Origin of the sequence: Hymenobacter metallilatus, from assembly GCF_003944705.1 — a bacterium.
Lineage (GTDB): Bacteria > Bacteroidota > Bacteroidia > Cytophagales > Hymenobacteraceae > Hymenobacter > Hymenobacter metallilatus.
This window is the reverse complement of record NZ_RWIS01000003.1, coordinates 130,468-152,118: the sequence shown is the minus strand read 5'-3', so window position 1 is coordinate 152,118 and position 21,651 is coordinate 130,468. Positions and strand designations below refer to the sequence as shown.

Here is a 21,651-nt window from a genome sequence, read left to right as displayed (position 1 = left end):
CCGGGAGCCACTTTTTTTATCGACTAACACTTCATATTTTTTCGAATACAGCTACCCTCACCGAATCGTTAAGCGTTTTTTTCCGGTTGCGAGGCATGGCCTTGAGCCAGCGTAGGCGCAGGTGCGGATTAGCTTTGAGCGCTTCCAAAGGGGTGCTGCCCTCGATAACGGCATACCATTCATCCCAGAATACCAGGCTACCAGCCGGAAGTGGCCAATCCTGCGTTTGGAGTGCTTCGGGTGGGCTATGGCGGGGCCCGAACGGGTCGAGGCCGGTTGCCATGGCCACGTATGGGTGCCAGTACACCATCTGGGGGGCAACCTGCTGACGGGCAGCCCAACGGGCTGCCTCATCGAGCAAGAGCTGGTCAGAAGCCCGCCCAAAGTCCCGCTCCCAGCGAAATGCAATACGGGAGCCGCAGAATGGGAAGCCAACTACCACTACCAACAGCGCCGCCCTTATTTGACGCCGCCGGCCTGAAGCGGCGAAGAGCTGGCTGCATACCCATACCCCGCGCAACACCACTAGGCTTAGCAGGGGTACCAGGCTGCACAGTACCCGTACCAGCCCCAGGGAGCCAAACAAATTGAACATCCAGAAAACCGTATGGGCGGCCACGAAAACCACAATACATCCGTACACCAGCACCACCTCTGCCCTGAATAAATCAGGTCGCAATCTGTGGCCGGGCCGTACCCACGCCCATGTTATTCCACCTACTCCCAGCCAAAGTAGCCCGTACTGCACCCAGCCAATGGTATCGGCCAGGCCTAGTATAAAATGCGTGACTTGCCCAGAGGCAAATGTGTAGTCGGTATTCCGCACCGGGTAGGCATTGTGTGTGAACACCCACAGGAAATCCTGGTATACAAACAAGCCGGCTATTCCGTACAGCATAAAGCCCAGTCCCAGCCAGGGCAATGCCCGCCAATTGCGGGCAATCAGCACGTAGAGTCCATATACTCCCAGCAGCAGAAACCCCTCGGAGCGGGCGTAGGGCAAAAGGGAAATTACGGCTGCTCCCCACGCCACCTGTCCACGCAGCGCCAGCGCCACGGCCGCCATCAGCACCACGCTGAACGTAGGCTCCGTCAGGCCCGAAAACTGGATGCGAAAGTAGTCGGCGGAGGCGTAGCAGAACACGAGGACCAGCCAGGGCCAGGGCAGCCGCAGCTGCCGGGCTGCATCGTACGCCAGCCCCGCCGCAGTGGCCACAAGCAGGCACTGTAGCACCATTACGCCGCGTAACCCCAGCTGCGCCGGCCCCGCCATCACTTGCACTACCAACGGCTTCGACCACGACTCCAGGAAATTGACTGGATGCTGAAAGGCATACCGGGCAAACAGATAGTGCATGATACTGTCGCTGGAATCATAGGTTCCCTGTGTTAGCAGAGCCGTCAGCAGAGAAAGGCCGAGCAACAGCGCGAGCAATGCATAAGCTCGCCGGTCGGCCGGCAACGGGCCCCGGGAGGCGGGGCCGGAATCGGAGTAAGGCATAGTACCGGTAAAAATATGATGGCTCCCAGGGTTAGCCTACTTTTGCGCTTCTACCCTCAAAAAATACCTAGTGTCCCGTTCATTCTCTTCTCTATCTGCCATCATGGGCTGGCCTCGCAACTGGTTCTGGCCGTTGCTGATTGGGCTCAACTTTATTCTGCACGCACCCTTTTTCAACCGCCCACCTTCCAGCATCCATGTGTGGCGGCAATGCAATACCCTGGCCGTAGCCCGCAACTTCTACGAAGAGGATATGAACATCCTGCGGCCCCGCGTTGACCGGCGGCACGATACCAATGGCGTGACGGGTATGCAGTTTCCGTCCTACGAATGGTTGGTGGCTGGTAGCTATAAGATGTTTGGTTTCAACGAAGCCTGGCCCCGCCTCATCAACTGGCTGCTGTACATGGCCGGCGTAGTAGCCTTCTATGGCCTGGTACGGGAAATCAGCGGCCGGAGCTGGCTGGGGGCGGTAGGGGCCTGGTGCATGGCCTGGAGCCCGGAGCTATTTTACCACGGCATCAATGCCCTGCCCGATATTCTGGCCCTTTCGGCTTCAGTAGCTGGTTTGTACTGGTTTGTGCGGTGGCGGGCTACGCGCAGGCCGGGCCTGTTGGTGCTTAGTTTGCTGGCCATTACGCTGGCGGGCCTTACCAAGCTGCAGTTTCTGGCCGTTGGGTTTCCTATTGCGGTGCTGGTAGTGCAGGATGTACTCAAGCGGCGCCTGGCCTGGCAACAGCTGCTGCAGTTGGCCGGATTTGCCGTAATAGCCGTGGCGGTACCGCTGGCTTGGTATGCGTATGCGCTCCGGCTCATCAAAACGTCGGGGCTGGATGATTTCGGCATCGAGTTTCGCCCGGCTACCGATATAGCCACAGCCCTGCGTATCATACAGAAAAACCTTATTTCCGACTTACCGGAGCTGCTGCTGGGCTACGGTACCCTGGGGCTGTTACTGGCAGGGCTGTGGTATCTGGTGCGGCGTGCTCCAGTGCGCCATCCGTGGTTTTGGCCGCTGCTGGTCTGGAGTATGGGCATCGGCGCGTATTATTTTATTGAGTTGGCCCAGATGCGGCTGCACACATATTACCTTATGCCCCTGCTGCCGCTGTGGCTGCTGCTAGCCACCTGGGGGGCAGCACAGCTGGAGCAACTACCCCGTGCTCGTCCCTGGTTGCTGGCGTTGCTGCTGGTACAGCCGGTCTGGGCCGTCATCCGCATCGACTGGGGCCGCTGGCTGCACCACAGCCCCGATGTGGCGCCGGAGCTATTCAACCCGGCTACCCGCGCCGAGCTGGAAGCGGCTACTCCGGCTAATACGCTCAGTCTGGTGGGCCCTGATAACTCAGGCTGCATCGACTTTTACTACCTGCATAAGAAAGGCTTTGGCTTCAGCAGAACGGATGACTTGCTGACCACAATGCCTAGTGGACAGCCGTACATTCTGCACTGTATCACCAAAGGTGCGCACTACCTGTACACCAACGACTCGACCGTACTGGCTCATCCGGCGTTGCAACCCTACTTCGGTAAGCAGCTTCGTCAGGTAGGAGCCTTCCGGGTGGTGGAACTGCGCCGCAACTAACCCCCACCACCTCGCTTCGGCCCATTCGTCCCACCCTGCTACCCACAATAATTACCTGGCAGCTTGCATTTTGGCGGAAAGCCGGTAACTTTGTGTCCGTTTTCCCCGAACCGTGTTCGGCTTCTTCTTCATTTTCAAACGCTTATCCTCCTCCCCAATGGATCATTTGAGCTTCAAGACGGTATCCGTCAACAAAGCCAACGCCAACAAGGGCTGGGTTGTGGTTGACGCTGCCGACGCTACCTTGGGTCGTCTGGCTAGCCAAATTGCCAACATGCTGCGTGGCAAACACAAGCCCTCCTTTACGCCCAACTCCGACTGCGGTGACAATGTGATTGTCATCAACGCCGATAACCTGCGCGTAACCGGCAAAAAGCTGACCGACAAAATCTACATCACCCACTCGGGCTACCCCGGCGGCCAGAAGCGCATCAACCTGCGCGACAAGAAAGCCAAAGACTCGACCCGTGTGATTGAGCACGCCGTGCGCGGTATGCTGCAGGGCAACAAGCTGGGCGCGGAGCAGTTCCGCAACCTGTACGTGTACGCCGGCACCAGCCACCCCCACGAAGCTCAGCAGCCCAAAGCTGTTTCTTTCACGAATCTCTAAGCCGTTAGTCGGCCCCTTTAACTCTTCACTTAATGGAAATCTCCAATACCTCTGGTAGAAGAAAAACCTCGGTGGCCCGCATCTACATGCAGGCCGGGCAAGGGAATATCACTATCAACGGCCGGGACATCAAAGCGTATTTCAGCAATGAGCTCCTGGAAAACATCGTGAACCAGCCCTTGGCGACGGTCGAGCAAGTCGGCCAGTACGACATCAAGGTAAACGTGCGCGGTGGTGGCATCTCGGCCCAGGCCGAAGCCATCCGTCTGGCCATCTCGAAAGCCCTCGTCGGCGACAACAACGAAGTTCGTCCGGCCCTGAAGAAAGAAGGCTTCCTGACCCGCGACCCGCGCATGGTGGAACGCAAGAAATTCGGCAAGCGCAAAGCTCGTCGCTCGTTCCAGTTCTCGAAACGCTAATACTTCCAGAGGAACCCTATCATGGCTCAGACCACCACGTATAAAGAACTGCTGGACGCCGGTGCCCACTTTGGTCACCTCACGCGCAAGTGGGACCCGAAAATGGCGCCGTACATCTTCATGGAGAAGAACGGCATCCATATTATCGACCTGAACAAAACCCTCGCTTCGCTCGACCACGCTGCTGCGGCCATCCGCAACATCGCCAAGAGCGGCCGCAAGGTGATGTTCGTGGCCACCAAGAAGCAGGCGCAGGAAATTGTTACCGAAGAAGCCAAGCGCCTGAAAATGCCTTTCGTTACGGACCGTTGGCTGGGTGGCATGCTCACCAACTTCACCACCGTACGCAAGTCGCTGAAGAAGATGAGCACCATCGACAAGATGGTGAAGGAAAACACGGCCTACGCTGCCCTCGCCAAGCGCGAGAAACTGATGATGTCGCGGGAGCGGGAGAAGCTGGAGCGGGTGCTGGGTGGCATTGCCGACCTGAGCCGCCTGCCCGCCGCCCTGTTCGTGGTGGACGTGAAGCGTGAGCACATTGCCGTGAAAGAAGCCCAGAAGCTGGGTATTCCGGTATTTGCCATCTGCGACACGAACTCCAACCCCGAGCTGGTGCAGTTCCCGATTCCGGCCAACGACGACGCTTCGAAGTCTATCCAGCTCATCGTGAGCGTAATGGGTAAGGCTATCGAAGATGGTCTGTCGGAGCGGAAAGTCGACAAGGAAGACGCCGACAAGAAGCAAGCCGAAGAAGAAGGCATCCAGGAGAAGCAAGCTGCCGACGAATAGTCTTGTTGTAGAAGCGAGATATGAGAAGTTAGAAGTGAGAGTCGGCGGAGAGTTGCTACAGCTTTTCGGGCTCCGCTTCTAACTTCTTCTTGCTTTTACTGCCTGCCCCCCCTCCTCTAAAATCTAAGCTCTCAACTCTAAGCTCTCATAAGAAATGGCTGCTATTACCGCCGCAGACGTAAACAAGCTGCGCACCATGACCGGTGCCGGCATGATGGATTGCAAAAAAGCGCTGACCGAGGCAAACGGCGACTTTGAAGCCGCCCGCGACATCCTGCGCAAGCAGGGGCAGAAAATTGCCGACAAACGTTCGGACAACACCACCTCGGAAGGCCTCGTGCTGGCCGCCGTGAGCGAAGACGGCACCAACGGCAAGCTGATTGCCCTGGCCTGCGAAACGGAGCCCGTTGCTAAAGTAGAAGACTTCAAAAACCTGGCCCAGCAAATTCTGGCTACGGCCGTGAAGAGCAACGCCGCCACCAAAGAAGAGCTGCTGGCCGCCGCCCAGGAAGATGGCCGCTCCCTGCAGGAGCACATCACAGACCTGATGGGCAAAATTGGCGAGAAGCTGGACGTAGTAGCCTACGAGAACGTAACCGCTGAGAAAGTAGCTTCTTATATCCACTCGGATAACAAGAAGGGCGTACTGGTAGCCCTGAAAAACGTAGGTGGTGCCGACGTAGCCTCGGTAGGCCGCGACGTAGCTATGCAGATTGTAGCCATGAAGCCCGTTGCCCTCGACAAAGACGGCGTGGACGCTGCTACCATCGAGCGGGAAATTGAAATCGGCAAAGAGCAGGCGCGCTCCGAAGGCAAGCCTGAAGCCATGCTGGAGAAAATTGCCCAGGGCAAGCTGAACAAGTTCTACAAGGAGAACACCCTGCTCAACCAGGAGTTCGTGAAGGACAACTCAGTAACCATTGCCCAGCTGCTCGACAAGACGCAGAAAGGCCTGACCATCTCCGACTTCAAGCGCGTAGCCATTGTAGGCTAAGCTTCGCCTGAAAGACGTAAGAAAAACCCGCTGGTATACTGCCAGCGGGTTTTTTTGTGTTGGTACTACAATGCTGTTGACTTCGGCCGATTCATCTCAATGTGCATCTTCGTCATCATATCCAAGTAACTTTCCAGCGGCTCCATGCCGAGGGCGGCGCGGCGCTGGTTGACGTGGGCGGGGTCGCGCACGGACTTGGGCTTGGCCTTGACGGTGGGCGTACCCACGTTTTCGTACACTACCTGCGTGCCGTATTCTTCGGGTTGGCCGGCGTTGATGGCTACCCGGTCGGTGAGGTAAGCGTAGTTGATGGGGCTGGCGTTTTTGCGCTTCACCTCGGGTAGCATCAGGTTGAGCACTTGCCGTTGAAAATCGGGGTAGGCGTCGGCGTGCTGCACCAGTAGCCAGAAGTTACCGGAGCTTTTCTCGCCAACCTGCCGGAAGCCGGGGTAGCCGTACTGCCTGACGATTTTTTCCAGAATGGGCTGGTGGCGAGCATAGTTTTCTTTTTCCACGTCAACCAGATTCCGGCCGGCGCTATCGGGCAGTTGCCTGAACATCTGCTGCATCGGCCACTGGTCCACGTAGGCAAGACTATCTAGGGTTTTGCTGAGTTTAGGATACAGTACAGGGCTGGTTTGGGCCACCCCCAACTTGCTACAGCCGAGCAGCCAGGCCATAAGGAGTACTACCAGTTTCATAGGGAAGGAAATGTGGCCCTGAACATAGCACTAATTATCAGTTTGCTGCTCGTTGCAGAATATGCGGCAAAACCGGATGCGGGTAGAAACAGGCCATACCCAGTAAAGTGGCGCGAGTCTGGAGCAGTGGCGTGGGAGCAGTACTGAATCACACAACGGCTGTTACCTGCTGCTACTCAAGTAGTAGTGAGTATATGAACCGGCCGCTTGGGCCTCCTGACATTTTCAGGGCTGTGCTTCGCTCATTAAACTCCTGGTTTTAATTCAGCCAAACCTGGATTCGGCAAATTGTGCGGTGCGGGCGCGGAGGGGTGCTCACATTTGGGAGTCGGTTCGAAGGAGCACTGCCTGCCTTCTTCCATTTTCTACTCTCTTACTCTCTCCCGTATGGCACTGACCACTTACCCCTTCCATCCGGAAACCGGTGAGCTATTACCTGTTTTCCGCGACGCATACCTGCGGGGCGACCTGTCGCCCAATAATGCGGCCCTGGTGGACCGTTACCTGGAAACCCATTCGACCAAGGGGGACGCGGCGCTCCAACGGCTGCAGCAACTGCACCACACCGGGCATCAGGTGCGCCCCAGCAACTGGATTCAGGAGCAGTTGCATGGGCTGCATACCGAGCCCGCCCGCTTCCGGCAACGGGCCAGCATGGTTGTGGTAGCTGCCGCCCTGATGAGCGGAGCTATGTTTGCGGGTACCCGGCTGCGGGTAGAAGAGGCCCCGAAAGAAGTGACATCCGTTTCCCTGGATGCGGAGGGTATGGCCGCCCCGGCCGTAGAAGCCGCTGCCAGCTGCTACACAACCGTGACCGGGCGCATTCTGGACGAGAATGGCCGCCCCCTGGTGGGAGCCACTGTGCTGGATAAAGCCAGTGGACGCGGTGTGAGCACCAATGCCGAAGGTGAATACAGCCTTAGCATACCCGCCAACCAGCTTACCCGCCTGCAGTATGGCTATGCCGGCTACACGGAAGAAGATGCATTTGTAAAAGGCCGCCGCGACCAGACCATTACCCTACTGCCGAAAGCAGCGGAAAGAAAAAAACGCACTTGGTGGCCGTTTTAAGCCGCTGCCACTTGCGCTGCCAGCGGTAGACAGCGCCAGTGGTACCAGGGCAGCCCGCACCGACCTGGAATTACTCTTACCTGATATGAAAACAACTCGTTGCAGGGCTCAAACTGCCAACGGCCCGCGGGCTGAATCCGCTTATTCACGGCTGACTATGAGTTCTTACCCCGACAGTGGACTGTATCTGCCTGGCCGGGGTAAGAATCAGGCTGCTCCCGATACCTATTGCTGAGCCCACGCATGAATATTTCATTTTTTAACCGGCTGCCGCTACGTAAGGTGGTAATTGGCGTGAACGATGAGGCGGGACAACGGGCCCAGCAATTGATCAACAACCTATTGCAGGATCTGCCTGAAGCTCTCCTAATTTGCGTGGTTGACGTTCATTCCGGCCGTCTGTTTGCCTGGTACTCGGCTAGTGCGGCCTATAATCCTAACCGGATCAGCCTGCGCAATGGTAAACTGCTCCGGCTGATTACCGATACCCAGGCCACCCACGCCTGGCTTGGGGGTCCCCTGGTTGATATTACCGTTCTGCTGGAGGACCAGTTTCACTGCATTCGGCCACTACCGCAGTCCACTGCCTACTGCTTTCTGGCTGCCCGCACCGACGATGTTAACCTCGGTATTGCCAAAGAAATCATGCGCCGTCATCTTGAATAGGCGCTTTCCTGCTCACTTTTTTGTCTGCTTCATCTTTTACATTTCGTTTTTATGTCGACTCCCAAAAACGCCATCAAAAATATTGTTGATGAGCTTCCCACCCTGCTGGCCGTAGCAGTTGTAGAAACCGAAACTGGTATGCCACTCGCCTCACACGTAAACGTCTCTGAATTCGATATTGAAACAGCAGCGGCCTACAACACGGAGGTAGTAAAGGCAAAGCTAAAAGCCATTAACGCCCTCAAGCTAAACCAGACCATCCAGGATATTCTGCTGACGCTAACCGACCAGCTGCACCTGCTGAAGCTATCGGCTGATGGCAAAATGTTTGTGTACCTGGCCGTTAACTCGCGCGACACGAACCTTGCCCAGGCTCGTCAGATTATGAAGGCTCACACGGCAGACTTGATCAAGTAAACCCTGGCTTTCCTGTTTGCAAAGCAAGCAGCCCCGCTGACAATCGTCGGCGGGGCTGCTTGCTTGTATTTGGGGGTTATTATTGCCCCCCCATTAGCATACGGTAGGCACGTACCCGGGCTTCGGCATTCTGGCGAATATTGGTATAGAAAAGAGCGTAATCGGCAATGTGAAAGGAATGACGCAGATTAGGCCGCCCGGGCAGCAGGAAACGGGGGTAGCCTTTCGGAGCGGGCGGATGCACCCATACCAGACCTTCGTGTACCTTGGCCCCTACCAAACGCTTGTCCTGCCGGTCGAAGCTCTGAGGCACGCCGCCAAGATTAAGCCGGGCCGGCGCCGTGGTGGTGTCGCGCGTCCAGGTAAGCGGATTGGTAGCCACGCTGTTGGCAAAGGGCGCATACGAGTTACCCCAGGCCACAGTATTCCAGGTGATAAAGCAGCCGGTTTGAGTAGAGTCTTCGCAGGGGCGGATAGTGGTGTACTCATCGGGCTTTACCTTGAATCCGATGAGGTAGGCTGCCACCAGCTGGCGGCGGAGCCGGGGGCTCTGCTCAAAAAAATCGTGCAGTAGCTGGGTAGCGTGCACTGTACCCTGGCTATGGCCGGCAATAATGATGGGGCGGCCATGGTTGTAGTTATCCAGATAGAATTGAAACGCCGTTTTCACGTCGTCGTAAGCTACCTCGAGGGCCTGTTTGCCGTTTGGCTCCTTCTCATCAAAAAAAGAATAGAGCGTGGCCTGCCGGTAACGCGGAGCATACACGCGGGCCGTGCTGTTGAAGGCAGAGGCCTGCCCCCGGATAACGGTTTCATCGGTGAACCGGTTAACCCGCTCATTGCTCAGGCTGGCATTCCACTGCTTACGCCAGTAGTAAGTAGTTGGGTGAATAAAAAACACGTCAACCGGCGCATTGCGCTGGTTGTCGCGCAGCAGTGTATTGCGAGGTACCCGGTCGGCCGAGTCGCGCCGGTCGGGCAGGGCGGCCCAGTTATCCTCCATACGGTAGTCGGGCGCTTCCGGTACCGCCGACTTGATAAAGGCGTGGCTGGGCCGGAGTATTTTCAGGCAGGAGCTTAGCGAAGTAGCTCCGGCGAGTAGCAGGCAAAGAAAATAGACGCGCATTGAAAGCAGGAACGTAACCGGCGGGAGATAAAAACACCAACGCACGCCACCGGTTGCAGGCAGCGTGCGTTATACCGCAGTGGCACCCAGCGGCTAGTCGCTAAAGGTATTTTCGAGCAGTTTTTCCTGGCGCAGATATACTATTTTAAAATTCTTATCGAACCGTACGCGCACCTGGGCGGCTGTTTGCTGGTGCTTTTGCAGAGACTGACGCAGGGCAGTGCTTTTTTCAATGAACGTTACTACCCGGGAGCCGTCGGCTACGGGCGGGCTCACTTTCAGTGTACCAGGCTCAATGGTTGTCTGGGCTTCCAAAAACTCCGGGAAATGGGTTTTGTCCAGTTCGGCGCTGATGGCCGCCGGAGTAGTATTCTGCTGCAGGTAAAACCGCTCAACCCTGGGGGCAAAATATGAGGAGGCCGAAAAAGGAGCCGCCTGCAAATCGGCATAATAATTCTGCAGTACGCCTTCGATGCGGGACTGGGCCGCACCTTCATCGGCGGGGGCCGCAGGCGTAGCAGGTGCTTCATCGGTGGGAGCAGCGGAAGCCGGTGCTCCTACCGAATCGGTGGGCGGAGCTACGGGCACGACTGGTGCCACCCGAATGGTTTCGGGAGCTGCGGCCGGGGGCAGGTCAATCTGCTCTGACTGGGGACCTACCTCGGGTTGGGTAGCCAACGAGTCGGCCGCCGTGAGGGTAGTGCTGGTCAGCCGCTCCGAGTCCCGGTTGCCCAGCATCAGATAGGCAACCAGAGCCAAGAGCAATACAATGCCTCCTACTACCAGAATGGTACCCAGCGGGCTTTTGGGCGGAGCGGCGTAGGCGGCGTCCTCCACATACTCCTCCTCTGTAAGCAAGGCCGGGCTAACGCCTGCATCTTCCTGGCTGGGTGAGGCACCGGGGCGGCCGGCCTCCAGCGGGTGCGAGAAGCCGGGCGTGGTGGTAGGCGGCGAAGGTGGTAGCACAGCACCCGGCCCCGCCAAGCGCTCCACGGTTACGAGCGGCAGCAACGGCTCTTCAATGGGCGCAATGGTTGTGGTGGGCTCCGAGGACACCGGCAATTCCGGGGGCAGCGCCCCAACCGGAGGCGCCAACGAAACCGGCAGTTCAGGAGGCCGCGTAGCTGCGGCTGGCCCAGGGGCGGGAGGTTCCGCAGAATTGAACACAAGCTTCTGTTTCAGGGCATCAAACTCCTGCTGGGTAATGATGCCGGTATCCAGCCATTCTTTTAGTTGGCGCAGCGTATCGAGGGGAGAAGGATCTTTTTCCATGGGTTGGGAAAGCCGCCCGAAAGGGAGGCGGGAGGCGCGTTATTTACGGTCGAGGTTGGTGAGACGGGCACGGCGCCGCTCCAGTTGCTGTTTACGTACTTCCCGCAGGCGCACGTTGTCGAGCAGCTTCACCGAGTCTTCGGCCGATTTGAGCTTGTTGTCGATATTTTGCTTTTTGAGCTGCTCGATTTTCTCCAGGTTGGCTTTGGTGTTGGCGGCCAGGCTCACCCGCTCCTTCTCCAGCTTATCTTTCTCTTTTTCAGCCGCGGCCACCTGCTTTTCAGCTTCGGCAATCTGCTCACGGTAGGCTTTCAGGCGGGCAGCGGCAGCAAAGCTCTGCACAATGTTGCGCAGGGAGCTGAATTCCGAGGGAGTGCCGGCCGCCGACAAAAACGAATCGGGCCCCATAGCGGCCCACACCGACAGCTCGGCCACCGTATCGGACGGGGCTGTAACGGTGGAGTACAGGTCCAGTAACTTGCCGCTGATGCTGGACATGGGTACCTGCTTAGCCGCCAGCACATCTTTTTTACCTACGCCAAACACTCCATCTCCCTTCAGCCTGATGTTGTAGGTGTCTTTGAGCCAGCTCTGCCAGAAGTCGCGCGTCCATTGAGCGGTGCCGTCAATCTGTACTTTAAAGGCCTCCCGCTCTTTTTTCTCGAAGTTGACGCTGCTGCTGCGCACCTCATAGAGTTGGGCCCGGGTGGGCAATGAGGCCAGCAGAGCAACAAGGGTGAGCAGAAAAAAGGAGAACTGTTTCATGTGCGTGGAAGAGTTAGAATGAGAGTCTCCAAAGCATATCAGATACCATGCCGGTCAAAGGCCGCCTGTAGGTCCTGCTGCATTAACCGGAACCGCTGCACGGCCGACCCAATAAATTCCTCGTCGAGCAGCAGATGCACATCGGCTTCGCTGGTCAGGTCCAGCTCACTCACTTTGTAGGTTTGTTCCAACGAGCCTTTCTCCAGCTTGATCAGGTATTTCCCGTTCCAGCTGAACAAAGTGATTTTGGCCTCCGGATGAGGAATAATGGCGAGCTGACGCATAGCAGAAGCGGGATAAATGAGCGGGACGAAGATACGCAGCTGCCCGCAACCCCGCCCGCAAGCTCAGCATAACACCCTCGGCGGGCCCGCGTATTGCCGGGTAGTATCCTCTATGTTTCACCTTTCACCTGACTCGCATCATGCCACAGGGAGATAAATCGGCCTACACCGACAAGCAGAAACGGCAGGCTGAGCACATTGAAGAGAGCTACGAGAAGCGCGGCGTTTCGGAAGAAGAAGCCGAAAAACGCGCCTGGGCCACCGTCAACAAACAAGACGGTGGCGGGAAGAAAAGCGGCTCGGGCCGCAAGAACTAACCTGAATGCATCAACCAGAACAGCCCTGCCGGAGTGTCCGGCAGGGCTGTTCTGGTTTGGCGTATGGCCTGGCTCTACGTGTGCAGAATAACGTACAGGGACACCGATGAAATAACCAGCCACAGCAGCACGCCCAAGCCAAACGGCTTCGCCCCTACTGATTTAATGGCGTTCAGGGAAAGTCCGGCCCCGATAAAGAACAGCGTAACGGTAAGGCCCAGCCGGGCCGCCTGCACCAGCCAGGGGCCCACATAGTGCGTAGCCAGCACGTAGGTATTGAGCAGCATGGCCCCAATGAAACCCACAATAAACCAGGGAATTTTCACCTTCACGTCCTTCTGCCGGAAGGCCAGAGCCGTACCCAGCGCCACTGGAATAATCCAGAGGGCGCGGGCCAGCTTCACGGTGGTGGCAATATCCAGTGCCTCCTTGCCGTAGGCAGCGGCGGCTCCCACTACTGAGGAAGTATCATGAATGGCAATGGCGCACCATAGCCCGAACTGCTGCTGCGAGAGGTTGAAGGCGTGCCCAACGGCCGGAAAAAGGAACAGCGCCAACGCATTCAGCACGAACACCGTGGCCAGCGCCACCGACATTTCCTCATCCTTGGCGCGTACTACCGGCCCCACCGCCGCAATGGCCGAACCGCCGCAAATAGCAGTGCCGCAGGAAATGAGGTGGGTGAGGTGACGCCCCAGCTTCAGCCAGCGCCCGGCCACGTAACCCAGCAGCAGCGTACCGAAAATGGAACAAACCGTGAACAGGATGCCCTGCCGACCGGCCTGCACCGCCGAGTACGCATTCATGCCAAAGCCGAGCCCGATAACGGAATACTGCAGCAGCTTGGCCGTGTACGTTTTGGTAAAGCTCGGAAACGGATTGCCCACCGTTTGAGCCAGCACCAGGCCCAGCGCCAGCGCCACGGGCGGCGAGGCCCAGGGCGTGAGGCAAAATACCAGAAACACCGCAAATACGGCACGGGAGAGCCACTGCTTATCGGGGTGGGCAATGGTGGCAACAGCGGTAGGCGCTGCAGCGCGGGGCGGGGCGGGCAGGGCGGTTTTCATGGGTGGGCTGAAGTGGGTGCTTCAACCCAAAAGTACGGCCCCACCAAGCCTCATAATAATCTAAAATAGTTATGCGTTATTACCTAAAGTTATAACTTGCTGGATGTAGCGCAGAAACCGCTCGGCGGGCCGTGGCAGCGGCTGGCCCTGAATCCAGAGGCTTTCAAACTGCCGCTGCAGCTGCAGCCCCGCAATGGGTACTTCCTCCAGCAGCCCCGCCGCCAGCTCCCGCGTAAGAGCCCGCCTCGAAACGAAGCCCAGCGCCTGGGGGGCGGCCTCCAGGTAGGTTTTGATGGCCTCGGTATTATCGAAATAGAAAGCTACCGACAGGCTGGCCAGCCGGATACCCCGCTCTCGCAACGCAAACTCCAGCACCTCCAGCGTGCCTGAGCCCCGCTCCCGCAGCACCAGCGGGTGGGCCAGCGCCTCGGCCAATGGCAGGGGCTGCGCGGGTGGACCAGCTGGAGTGGCCTGGCGCACGGCAATCAACTCATCATCCAGCAGCGGCTCGTAGTGCAGGTCCCGGCTTTTGGAGCGGCCTTCCACAAAGCCCAAATCGAGCTGGCCGGCCAGCAGCGCCTCGGCAATCTGCTCGGAGTTGCCGTTGAGCAGCGTCAGCTCCACCTGCGGGTAGCGTTGCTGAAACCCGGGCAGGATGGCGGGCAGCACGTACTGGCTGATGGTGGTGCTGGCGCCCAGACGCAGGCGGCCGGCCGCCTCCCCGTGCAGGTTGTGCAGTTGCTCGGTGAGGTGCTGGTGGAGCTGTTCCACTTCGTCGGCGTGGCGGAGCAGCAGGGCCCCGGCCTCAGTGAGGCTGATGCGGTTGCCGCGGCGCTCAAACAGCCGCTGCCCGTAGGTGCGCTCCAGCTCCCGGATGTGCTTGGTAATGGCGGGCTGAGTGATGTACAGCTCCTGGGCTGCCCGGGTAAAGCTTAGGTGCCGGGCCACCGCCTGAAACACGCGAAGTCGGAAATCGGGCATAAGGGTGCGTGCTGGTACTGACGGTAAGCGAACAGTCGTTGCTTTCGAGGCAGGCAGCTGAACCGGAAGGAGTACATTTGTCTTCCCTCCCACCGCAGCGGGCCGCCGCTCGCACTACCTATTCTTTTTTCGCAAGCTACAGCATGCGCTACATGAAACGAAACCTATTGACTGCGCTGGCGCTGCTGCCGCTGGCCGCCGCTGCCCAAACCGGCAGCGTGTACACGCCCGAGCTGCTCTGGAAGCTGGGCCGCCTGGGCGAAATGCAGGTGTCGCCGGACCGCAAAATGGTGGCCTATACCGTGACGCGCTACAACCTGGCCGATAACAAGGGCCAGTCCGACATCTGGCTGGTACCCGTGGCCGGCGGTGCGGCCAAGCAGCTCACCAACACGCCCGCCGTTTCCGAAAACACCCTGAACTGGCGGCCCGATGGCAAGCTGACCTTTTTGAGCGGGGAAAGTGGCACCGACCAGCTGTACGTAATGAATACCGATGGCTCGGGCAAGCAGCTGCTGAGCCAATTCCCCGACGAGGGCCTGAGCAATTTGAAGCTGGCCCCCAAAGCCAACTTCGTGCTCTACACCCAGGATGTGAAAACCGGCAAATCGGTGCAGGACTGGTACCCCGATCTACCCAAGGCCGACGCCAAAATCATCGACGACCTGAACTACCGCCACTGGAACGTGTGGGACGACTATAAGGCCTCGCACGTGTTCTTCCAGCCCGTAGGGGACGATGGCAAGCCCACCGGCTACGGCAAGGATATAATGGCCGGGGAGAAGTTCGACTCGCCGCTGCAGCCGCTGGGCGGCTCCGAGCAGCTCAACTTCGCGCCCGACGGGTACCGGCTGGCTTATACCTCGCGCAAGCTCACGGGCAAGGCCGAAGCCGAAAGCACCAACTCTGATATCTACCTCTACGACGTGCGCACCGGCCAGACCCAGAACCTGAGCGAGGGCCTGGGCGGCTACGATACGGAGCCCGTTTTTTCGCCCGACGGCTCGAAGGTGGCTTGGCTGAGCATGGCCACGCCAGGCTTTGAATCGGACCGCAACGGCGTGGTGGTGTATGACTTCAAAACCAAGAAGCGCGAGGACGTAACCAAGGGCTCGGAGCAGAGCGCGGCCAATGTGCGCTGGAGCCCTGATGGCAAAACGCTGTACTTCGTGAGCCCGCTGGAAGGCACCGAGCAGCTGTTCAGCGTGCCTGCCAAGGGCGGCAAGGTGCAGCAGCTCAGCAAAGGCGCGTTCAACTATAACAGCTTCGAGCTGGCCGGCCCCGGCGTGGCCATCGTGAGCAAAACCACCCAGGCTACGCCCGCCGATTTAGTGCGCGTGGACCTGAAAACCGGCCGCGAAACGGCCCTGACGACCATCAACGAGCAGGAGCTGGCCGGCGTAAAAACCGGCAAAACCGAAGCCCGTTGGGTGAAGACCACCGACGGTAAGCAGATGCAGGTGTACATTATCTATCCGCCCGACTTCGACCCGGCCAAGAAATACCCGGCGTTGCTCTACTGCCAGGGCGGCCCCCAGAGCCCGATTACCCAGAGCTTTTCGTACCGCTGGAACTTCCAGCTGCTGGCGGCCAACGGCTACATTGTGGTGGCCCCCAACCGCCGCGGCCTGCCCGGCTTCGGCACGGAGTGGAACAACAGCATTTCCGGCGACTGGGGTGGCCAGCCCATCCGGGACTACCTCTCGGCCATTGATAACGTGAGTGCCGAGCCCTACGTGGACAAGGCCCGTCTGGGCTGCGTGGGGGCCAGCTACGGTGGCTACTCGGTGTACCTGCTGGCCGGCAAGCACGAGGGCCGCTTCAAGACGTTTATTGCCCACTGCGGCCTCTACAACCTCACCAGCTGGTACCCCACCACTGAGGAAATGTTCTTCGCCAAGCAGGATTTGGGCGGCGCGCCTTGGGAAGTGCCGACCAAGCCGTTGAGTGAGGAAGACAAGGCAGACATGGTAGAAGATGCTGTTGATGCTATGGCGGATGCTATAGAAGATAAAAGTGGCAACAACGATCCATTGGTGGCGCAGTCGAAGATGAAAGACGTCCAAGCGCAGATTAATCGTAAAGCCAGCGTGGCCCGCACCTACCAGGAGTTCAACCCCCAGTTGTTTGCCAAAAACTGGGATACTCCCATCCTGGTGATTCACGGTGGCAAGGATTTCCGGGTACCCGAGGGCCAAGGCATGGAAGCCTTCGGCACGGCCCAGCTGCGCGGTATCCCGAGCCGCTTCCTGTACTTCCCCAACGAAGGCCACTGGATTGGCAAGCCCCAGAACTCGGTGCTGTGGAACCGGGTATTCTTCGAGTGGCTGGGCCGCACGCTCAAGCCCGAAGCCACGAAATAAGGTTTGCCCCGCTCCACCATTGGTGGGCGGGGCTTTTTCGTGTAGCTTTCCTTTTCCACGCAGTGGCGCGCGGTGGTTGGCGCAGTGTTTCGCAGTGAACGACCACCCCGAACCACTGCGTATCCCACTGCGAATCACTGCGAGAAACCAACTATATGCTCAACCTATCCATTCGCCGGCTGCTGCTGGCTGGGTTGCTGACGGCGGCTCCCCTGCTAGCCCCGGCCCAGAAAAAACCCGCCAACGCCCTCAGCGCCATCAAGGAGGCTGATATCAAAGCCGACCTGTTTGCCTTGGCCGACGACAAGTACCGGGGCCGGGAGGGCGGCACCCTGGATGAGCTGCGGGCCAGTATGTGGCTGGCCGAGAAGATGCGCGCCCTGGGCCTGCAGCCCGCCGGCGACGACGGCACTTTCTTCCAGTTCTTTAACCTGCAGCGCACCCGCCTCACCAAAACCAGCCGCCTGAGCATCGGCACGCACCAGCTGCGGCCCAACCACGATGCGCTGGTATTTGCGCCCACTACCTACGCCGTGCAGGCCCCGCTGGTGTACGTGGGCACCGGCACGGCCGCCGAGCTGGCCAAAACCGACATCAAAGGCAAGGCCGTGGCCCTGCTGTTCTCCGGCCAGCCTGCGGCCGACATGAGCTTTCGGCGCTACCTGAGCCAGGTGCTGCGCGATAAGTCGGCGGAGCTGCTGAAGGCCGGGGCGGTGGCCGTGGTGTTCGTATCCGACGACCGGGCCCAGAACATTTACGAGCACTGGGGCCACACCTACGAGCGGGGCCGCTACGGCCTGCCCGGCGACGCCAACGTGGCCGCCGTGACCACCGCCCCTACCCTGCTGCTGCCCAGCAGCGCCCTGAGCTGGGTGCAGCAGGCCGGCCAGCAGTTCACCGCCGATTTGCGCACCGAGTCGTTCCAGTATCCTTCGGTGAACATTGTGGCTACTGTACCCGGCACCGATGCCCAACTCAAGAACGAGTACGTGCTCTTCAGCACCCACCAGGACCACGACGGGGTGCGTGAGGCGGTGCAGGGCGACTCCATCTGGAACGGGGCCGACGACAACGCCACCGGCTGCGCGGCCCTGCTGGCTATTATGCGGGCCTATAAGCAGCAACCAGCCCGCCGCTCGGCGCTGTTCGTGTTTCACGGGGCCGAGGAACGGGGCCTGCTGGGTTCCCGCTACTACTCGGCCAAGCCCACCGTGCCGCAGAAGAGCATTGTAGCGGTGTTGAACGCCGAAATGATGGGCCGCAACGCCCCTGATTCGGCCGCGCTGCTGGGCTCCACTCCGCCCCACCGCAACTCCCTGGATTTGGTAAACCTGGCCCTGGCCGCCAACCAGCAGGGCCCGAAATTCAAGCTGGATACCGAGTGGGACAAGGCCACCCACCCCGAGGGCTGGTACTTCCGCTCCGACCACCTGCCCTACGCCCGCCTGGGCATTCCGGCCGTGATGTACACCTCCTGGCTGCACTCCGACTACCACACGCCCAAGGACGAAGCCAGCCGCATCAACTATTCCAAACTCCTGCGCATGACCCAGTGGATGTACCTCACCGGCTGGGCCGTGGCCAACCGCCCCGCCCCGCCCGCCCGGGAGCCGGGTTTCAAGCTGGAACGGTAAGTAGCAGCCCCCAGCAACAAGGCGCTGGCTGATGCATCGGCATCGGCCAGCGCCTTGTTGTTTCTGCTGTACCCCTGACGCCAACAGCTGCCGCCGGTTGCAGAGGCGCGACACTTTACGCCTCGTCGTCAGGACGGCTTGCTAGAACTGTCATTCCGACGGAGGAGGAATCTGGGTGAAGCAGTAGGAGGTACACCCCGGTTCCTACTCCGTCGGAATGACAGGAAAAACTATCTTAGCAAGGGCGAAACGCGAAGTGTCGCGTTTCTACAATCAGCGCCTGCGGGCTTGTTGAGGCAGTTTGGGCGGGCCACAGGTCAATAGCTGCCCAACCGCTCTAGTTATTTTATTTAGATTTTTTCTAATCACCTATTTAAAATCAATCTGAACAGTGGTACTTTTGCAGCCGAAAACGGGTCCCACCCCCAGCTTGGTCTATGCGAACTACTTCTCTGCTGCTTTCCTCTCTGCTGACGGCCACCGTGCCGGCACTATCTGTTACTGCTGCTACCCCCGCGTTTTCGAACGGTCCGGGTGAAACCGGCCGCGGGGCCACCCTCACCGGTACCGTGCTCGACCGTGCCGGCCAGCCCGTGGAGGGCGTGCTGGTAACCGTAGCCGACCGCTCGGCCACCACTGATGCCCGCGGCAGCTTCCGCCTCTACGGCCTGCCGGCCGGCGAAGCCACCGTGACGGTAACCGGCCTCAGCACCAAACCACAGACCCAAACCCTTACCCTGCAGAGCGGGCAGGCCTACACCCTGCGCTTCACGCTGGAAGAAGCCCTGCGCGAGCTGGCCGGTGTAACGGTAGCCGCCAAAGCCACCCGCTACGCCCCCGAGGTGGACGGTACTACCCTCACGGCCGGCAAGAAAAATGAAATCATTCAGCTGGATAAGCTTGATGCCAACCTGGTAGTAAACTCGGCCCGGCAGGTATTTGCCAAGGTGCCCGGCATTACGGTGTGGGAAAGTGACGGCTCGGGCCAGCAGATCAACGTGGCCAGCCGCGGCCTTTCGCCCAACCGCAGCTGGGAGTTCAACACCCGCCAGAACGGCATGGACATCAGCTCCGACCCCTTCGGCTACCCCGAGGCCTACTACAACCCGCCGCTGGAAGCCGTGGACCGCATCCAGATTATCCGGGGCGGCGGCTCCTTGCAGTACGGGCCCCAGTTTGGCGGCATGCTCAACTACGAGCTGAAGCACGGCCCCCGCGACAAGAAAATCGAGTTTGAAACCAGCAACTCGGTGGGTAACAATGGGTTGGTGGGCACCTACAACTCGCTGGGCGGTACGGTGGGCAAGGTGAGCTACTTTAGCTACTACCAGCAGCGCCTGGGCGGCGGCTGGCGCGACAACTCGGAGTTCAACATCCGCAACGCCCACGTGAACGTGCAGTTCCAAGCCACCAGCAAGCTGCGCCTCGGGGCCGAAATCAGCCACTTGGGCTACGAAATTCAGCAGCCCGGCGGCCTCACCGATGCCCAGTTCTACAACGGCAACGTGCGCAACAGCTCCCGCAGCCGCAACTGGTTCAGCACGCCCTGGACCATCCCGGCCTTCACGGCCGACTACCAGTTCTCGGACCGCACCCGCCTGAGCCTGAAAACCTTTGGCCTGCTGGGCGAGCGGAACTCCATTGGCCTGGCCAGCAGCGTGGGCGTGGATAAGCCCGACGCGGTGAACCCCGCCACCGGCCAGCCGGCCAACCGCCAGCTCGACCGGGACCGGTACCGCAACCTGGGCTCGGAGCTGCGCCTGCTCACCGATTACAGCCTGCTGGGCCAGGAGCACACGCTGGCTGCCGGCGTGCGCGTGGCCGCTGCCAACCTGGGCCGCCGCCAGCAGGGCAAGGGCGACACCGGCTCCGACTTCAACCTGGACCTGCAGGCCCCGCGCTACGGCCGCGACCTGAGCTTCCGCACCCGCAACTACGCTGCCTTCGTGGAGAATATCTTCCGCCTAGGCTCCCGCCTCACCCTCACGCCGGGCGTGCGCTACGAGGTAATTGATAATGAAGGCCGCGGCTACCTGAGCCTGAACGCCGACGGCTCGGAAAACCAGATCAAGCAGGACTCGCGCCGCCGCGTGTTCCTGTACGGGGCCGGGGCCGAGCTGCGCGTGACCGACCAGACCAACCTCTACGCCAACTACTCGCGGGCCTTCCGCCCCGTAACTTTCGGCGACCTGACCCCGCCGGCCACGTCCGACGTCATCGACCCCAACCTGAAGGATGCGCGTGGCTATAACGCCGAGGTGGGCTACCGGGGCACCTGGGCCAAGGTGCTGACCTTCGACGTGGACGCCTTTTGGCTGAACTATGACAACCGCATCGGGACCATCCGGCGGCTGGTACCCGGCAGCAGCACCCAGACCCAGCAGCTGCGCACCAACATCGGCACCAGCGTGCACAAAGGCGTGGAAGCGTACGTGGAGCTGGACCTTATTCACGCTCTTACCCAGAACTTCGAGCTGCCTCACCTGGACGTATTTGTTTCCTCGGCCCTGGTGGATGCCCGCTACACCCGTCTGCTGACCACTACGCTGGCCAACGGCGGTATTCAGGAAGGTGATTTGAAGGACAACCGCGTGGAGTACGCCCCCAAGTACACGCACCGCGTGGGCGCTACCTTCGCCCATAAGGGCCTCTCGGCCACGGCTCAGCTCACGCGGGTTTCCAGCGTGTTTGCCGATGCCAACAACACTGTGGCCGCCAATGCCGCCGCCACTACCGGCCGCGTACCCGGCTACTCCGTTACCGATTTGTCGGCTACCTACCGCTTTGCCAAGCGCTTCACGGTGCGCGGCGGCCTCAACAACGTGTTCGATAAAAACTACTTTACCCGCCGCTCGGGTGGCTACCCCGGCCCCGGCCTGCTGCCCGCCGACGGCCGCACCTGGTTTGCCTCGGTGGGCGTGAAGCTGTAAAGTTTATCCGGTACGGGTTGCAAGCCGAAATCCCCGGACAGCAGGAAAGAAACTTCCTGTTGTCCGGGGATTTTCATGTGGTGGTGCTGCACGCAGCATTTGCCTCTGATCCTCGATTTTGCCTACCCGCCAGACCGTCAAGCCGGGCGAAGCATAACA

General features: G+C 59.6%; 20 protein-coding genes. 12 read left to right on the top strand and 8 right to left on the bottom strand.

Annotated features, from left to right (window positions below):
• Positions 1-31: 31 nt before the first annotated feature.
• Entirely contained in the window at positions 32-1,501 is a 1,470-nt protein-coding gene (locus tag EI290_RS06190) for a hypothetical protein (RefSeq protein ID WP_125427798.1), read from the bottom strand.
• Positions 1,502-1,604: 103 nt separating this feature from the next.
• On the opposite strand from EI290_RS06190, the gene EI290_RS06185 reads away from it, so the two are divergent.
• The 5 genes from EI290_RS06185 (at position 1,605) to tsf (ending at position 5,898) form a co-directional block, all read left to right on the top strand.
• Positions 1,605-3,086, top strand: a complete 1,482-nt coding sequence (locus tag EI290_RS06185; RefSeq protein ID WP_125427796.1) for an ArnT family glycosyltransferase — start codon at positions 1,605-1,607, stop codon at positions 3,084-3,086.
• Positions 3,087-3,243: 157 nt separating this feature from the next.
• Positions 3,244-3,696: a 50S ribosomal protein L13 gene (gene rplM / locus EI290_RS06180; protein ID WP_125427794.1), complete on the top strand. Its 453-nt coding sequence runs from the start codon at positions 3,244-3,246 to the stop codon at positions 3,694-3,696.
• A gap of 32 nt (positions 3,697-3,728) precedes the next feature.
• Positions 3,729-4,115 (top strand): 30S ribosomal protein S9, encoded by a 387-nt coding sequence (gene rpsI / locus EI290_RS06175; protein ID WP_125427792.1) that lies wholly within the window; start codon positions 3,729-3,731, stop codon positions 4,113-4,115.
• Between the two features lie 21 nt (positions 4,116-4,136).
• Positions 4,137-4,904 carry a 30S ribosomal protein S2 gene (gene rpsB, locus EI290_RS06170; protein WP_125427790.1) on the top strand — a complete coding sequence of 256 codons (768 nt, stop codon included), beginning with the start codon at positions 4,137-4,139 and terminating at the stop codon, positions 4,902-4,904.
• A 154-nt stretch (positions 4,905-5,058) separates the two neighbouring features.
• Positions 5,059-5,898 carry a translation elongation factor Ts gene (tsf, locus tag EI290_RS06165; RefSeq protein WP_125427788.1) on the top strand — a complete coding sequence of 280 codons (840 nt, stop codon included), beginning with the start codon at positions 5,059-5,061 and terminating at the stop codon, positions 5,896-5,898.
• A 65-nt stretch (positions 5,899-5,963) separates the two neighbouring features.
• Here the strand turns inward: tsf and EI290_RS06160 are convergent, their stop codons facing one another.
• Complete coding sequence (locus EI290_RS06160) at positions 5,964-6,599, bottom strand: DUF6624 domain-containing protein (protein WP_125427786.1); 636 nt, start codon at positions 6,597-6,599, stop codon at positions 5,964-5,966.
• 387 nt (positions 6,600-6,986) lie between these two features.
• Between EI290_RS06160 and EI290_RS06155 the strand changes: the two genes are divergently transcribed.
• From EI290_RS06155 to EI290_RS06145, 3 genes are all read left to right on the top strand, one after another.
• On the top strand, positions 6,987-7,670 hold the full coding sequence (locus tag EI290_RS06155) for a carboxypeptidase-like regulatory domain-containing protein (RefSeq protein WP_125427784.1): 684 nt from the start codon (positions 6,987-6,989) through the stop codon (positions 7,668-7,670).
• 243 nt (positions 7,671-7,913) lie between these two features.
• The gene (locus EI290_RS06150; RefSeq protein ID WP_125427782.1) at positions 7,914-8,336 is read left to right on the top strand and encodes a hypothetical protein; all 423 of its coding nucleotides are present in this window, start codon (positions 7,914-7,916) and stop codon (positions 8,334-8,336) included.
• 51 nt (positions 8,337-8,387) lie between these two features.
• A complete protein-coding gene (locus EI290_RS06145; RefSeq protein ID WP_125427780.1) occupies positions 8,388-8,753 on the top strand; it encodes a hypothetical protein in 366 nt (121 codons plus the stop codon).
• Between the two features lie 79 nt (positions 8,754-8,832).
• Here EI290_RS06145 and EI290_RS06140 read toward each other — a convergent pair whose 3' ends face one another.
• The 4 genes from EI290_RS06140 to EI290_RS06125 form a co-directional block, all read right to left on the bottom strand.
• A complete protein-coding gene (locus EI290_RS06140; protein WP_125427779.1) occupies positions 8,833-9,879 on the bottom strand; it encodes a DUF3089 domain-containing protein in 1,047 nt (348 codons plus the stop codon).
• Between the two features lie 93 nt (positions 9,880-9,972).
• Complete coding sequence (locus EI290_RS06135) at positions 9,973-11,151, bottom strand: SHOCT domain-containing protein (RefSeq protein WP_125427777.1); 1,179 nt, start codon at positions 11,149-11,151, stop codon at positions 9,973-9,975.
• A gap of 39 nt (positions 11,152-11,190) precedes the next feature.
• Positions 11,191-11,916, bottom strand: coding sequence for a glutathione S-transferase family protein (locus EI290_RS06130; protein WP_125427775.1), 726 nt, complete (start codon positions 11,914-11,916; stop codon positions 11,191-11,193).
• A 38-nt stretch (positions 11,917-11,954) separates the two neighbouring features.
• Positions 11,955-12,200, bottom strand: a complete 246-nt coding sequence (locus tag EI290_RS06125; RefSeq protein ID WP_125427773.1) for a hypothetical protein — start codon at positions 12,198-12,200, stop codon at positions 11,955-11,957.
• A 140-nt stretch (positions 12,201-12,340) separates the two neighbouring features.
• Between EI290_RS06125 and EI290_RS22375 the strand changes: the two genes are divergently transcribed.
• The gene (locus tag EI290_RS22375) at positions 12,341-12,517 is read left to right on the top strand and encodes a hypothetical protein (RefSeq protein WP_168681432.1); all 177 of its coding nucleotides are present in this window, start codon (positions 12,341-12,343) and stop codon (positions 12,515-12,517) included.
• A gap of 74 nt (positions 12,518-12,591) precedes the next feature.
• Here the strand turns inward: EI290_RS22375 and EI290_RS06120 are convergent, their stop codons facing one another.
• A complete protein-coding gene (locus EI290_RS06120) occupies positions 12,592-13,584 on the bottom strand; it encodes a YeiH family protein (RefSeq protein WP_125427771.1) in 993 nt (330 codons plus the stop codon).
• Positions 13,585-13,653: 69 nt separating this feature from the next.
• Positions 13,654-14,565 carry a LysR substrate-binding domain-containing protein gene (locus tag EI290_RS06115; protein WP_125427769.1) on the bottom strand — a complete coding sequence of 304 codons (912 nt, stop codon included), beginning with the start codon at positions 14,563-14,565 and terminating at the stop codon, positions 13,654-13,656.
• Between the two features lie 152 nt (positions 14,566-14,717).
• Here EI290_RS06115 and EI290_RS06110 point away from each other — a divergent pair, with 152 nt between their 5' ends.
• The 3 genes from EI290_RS06110 (at position 14,718) to EI290_RS06100 (ending at position 21,492) form a co-directional block, all read left to right on the top strand.
• On the top strand, positions 14,718-16,928 hold the full coding sequence (locus EI290_RS06110; protein WP_125427767.1) for a S9 family peptidase: 2,211 nt from the start codon (positions 14,718-14,720) through the stop codon (positions 16,926-16,928).
• Positions 16,929-17,083: 155 nt separating this feature from the next.
• Entirely contained in the window at positions 17,084-18,562 is a 1,479-nt protein-coding gene (locus tag EI290_RS06105) for a M28 family peptidase (protein ID WP_125427765.1), read from the top strand.
• A gap of 437 nt (positions 18,563-18,999) precedes the next feature.
• The gene (locus EI290_RS06100) at positions 19,000-21,492 is read left to right on the top strand and encodes a TonB-dependent receptor (protein ID WP_125427763.1); all 2,493 of its coding nucleotides are present in this window, start codon (positions 19,000-19,002) and stop codon (positions 21,490-21,492) included.
• Positions 21,493-21,651: the final 159 nt, after the last annotated feature.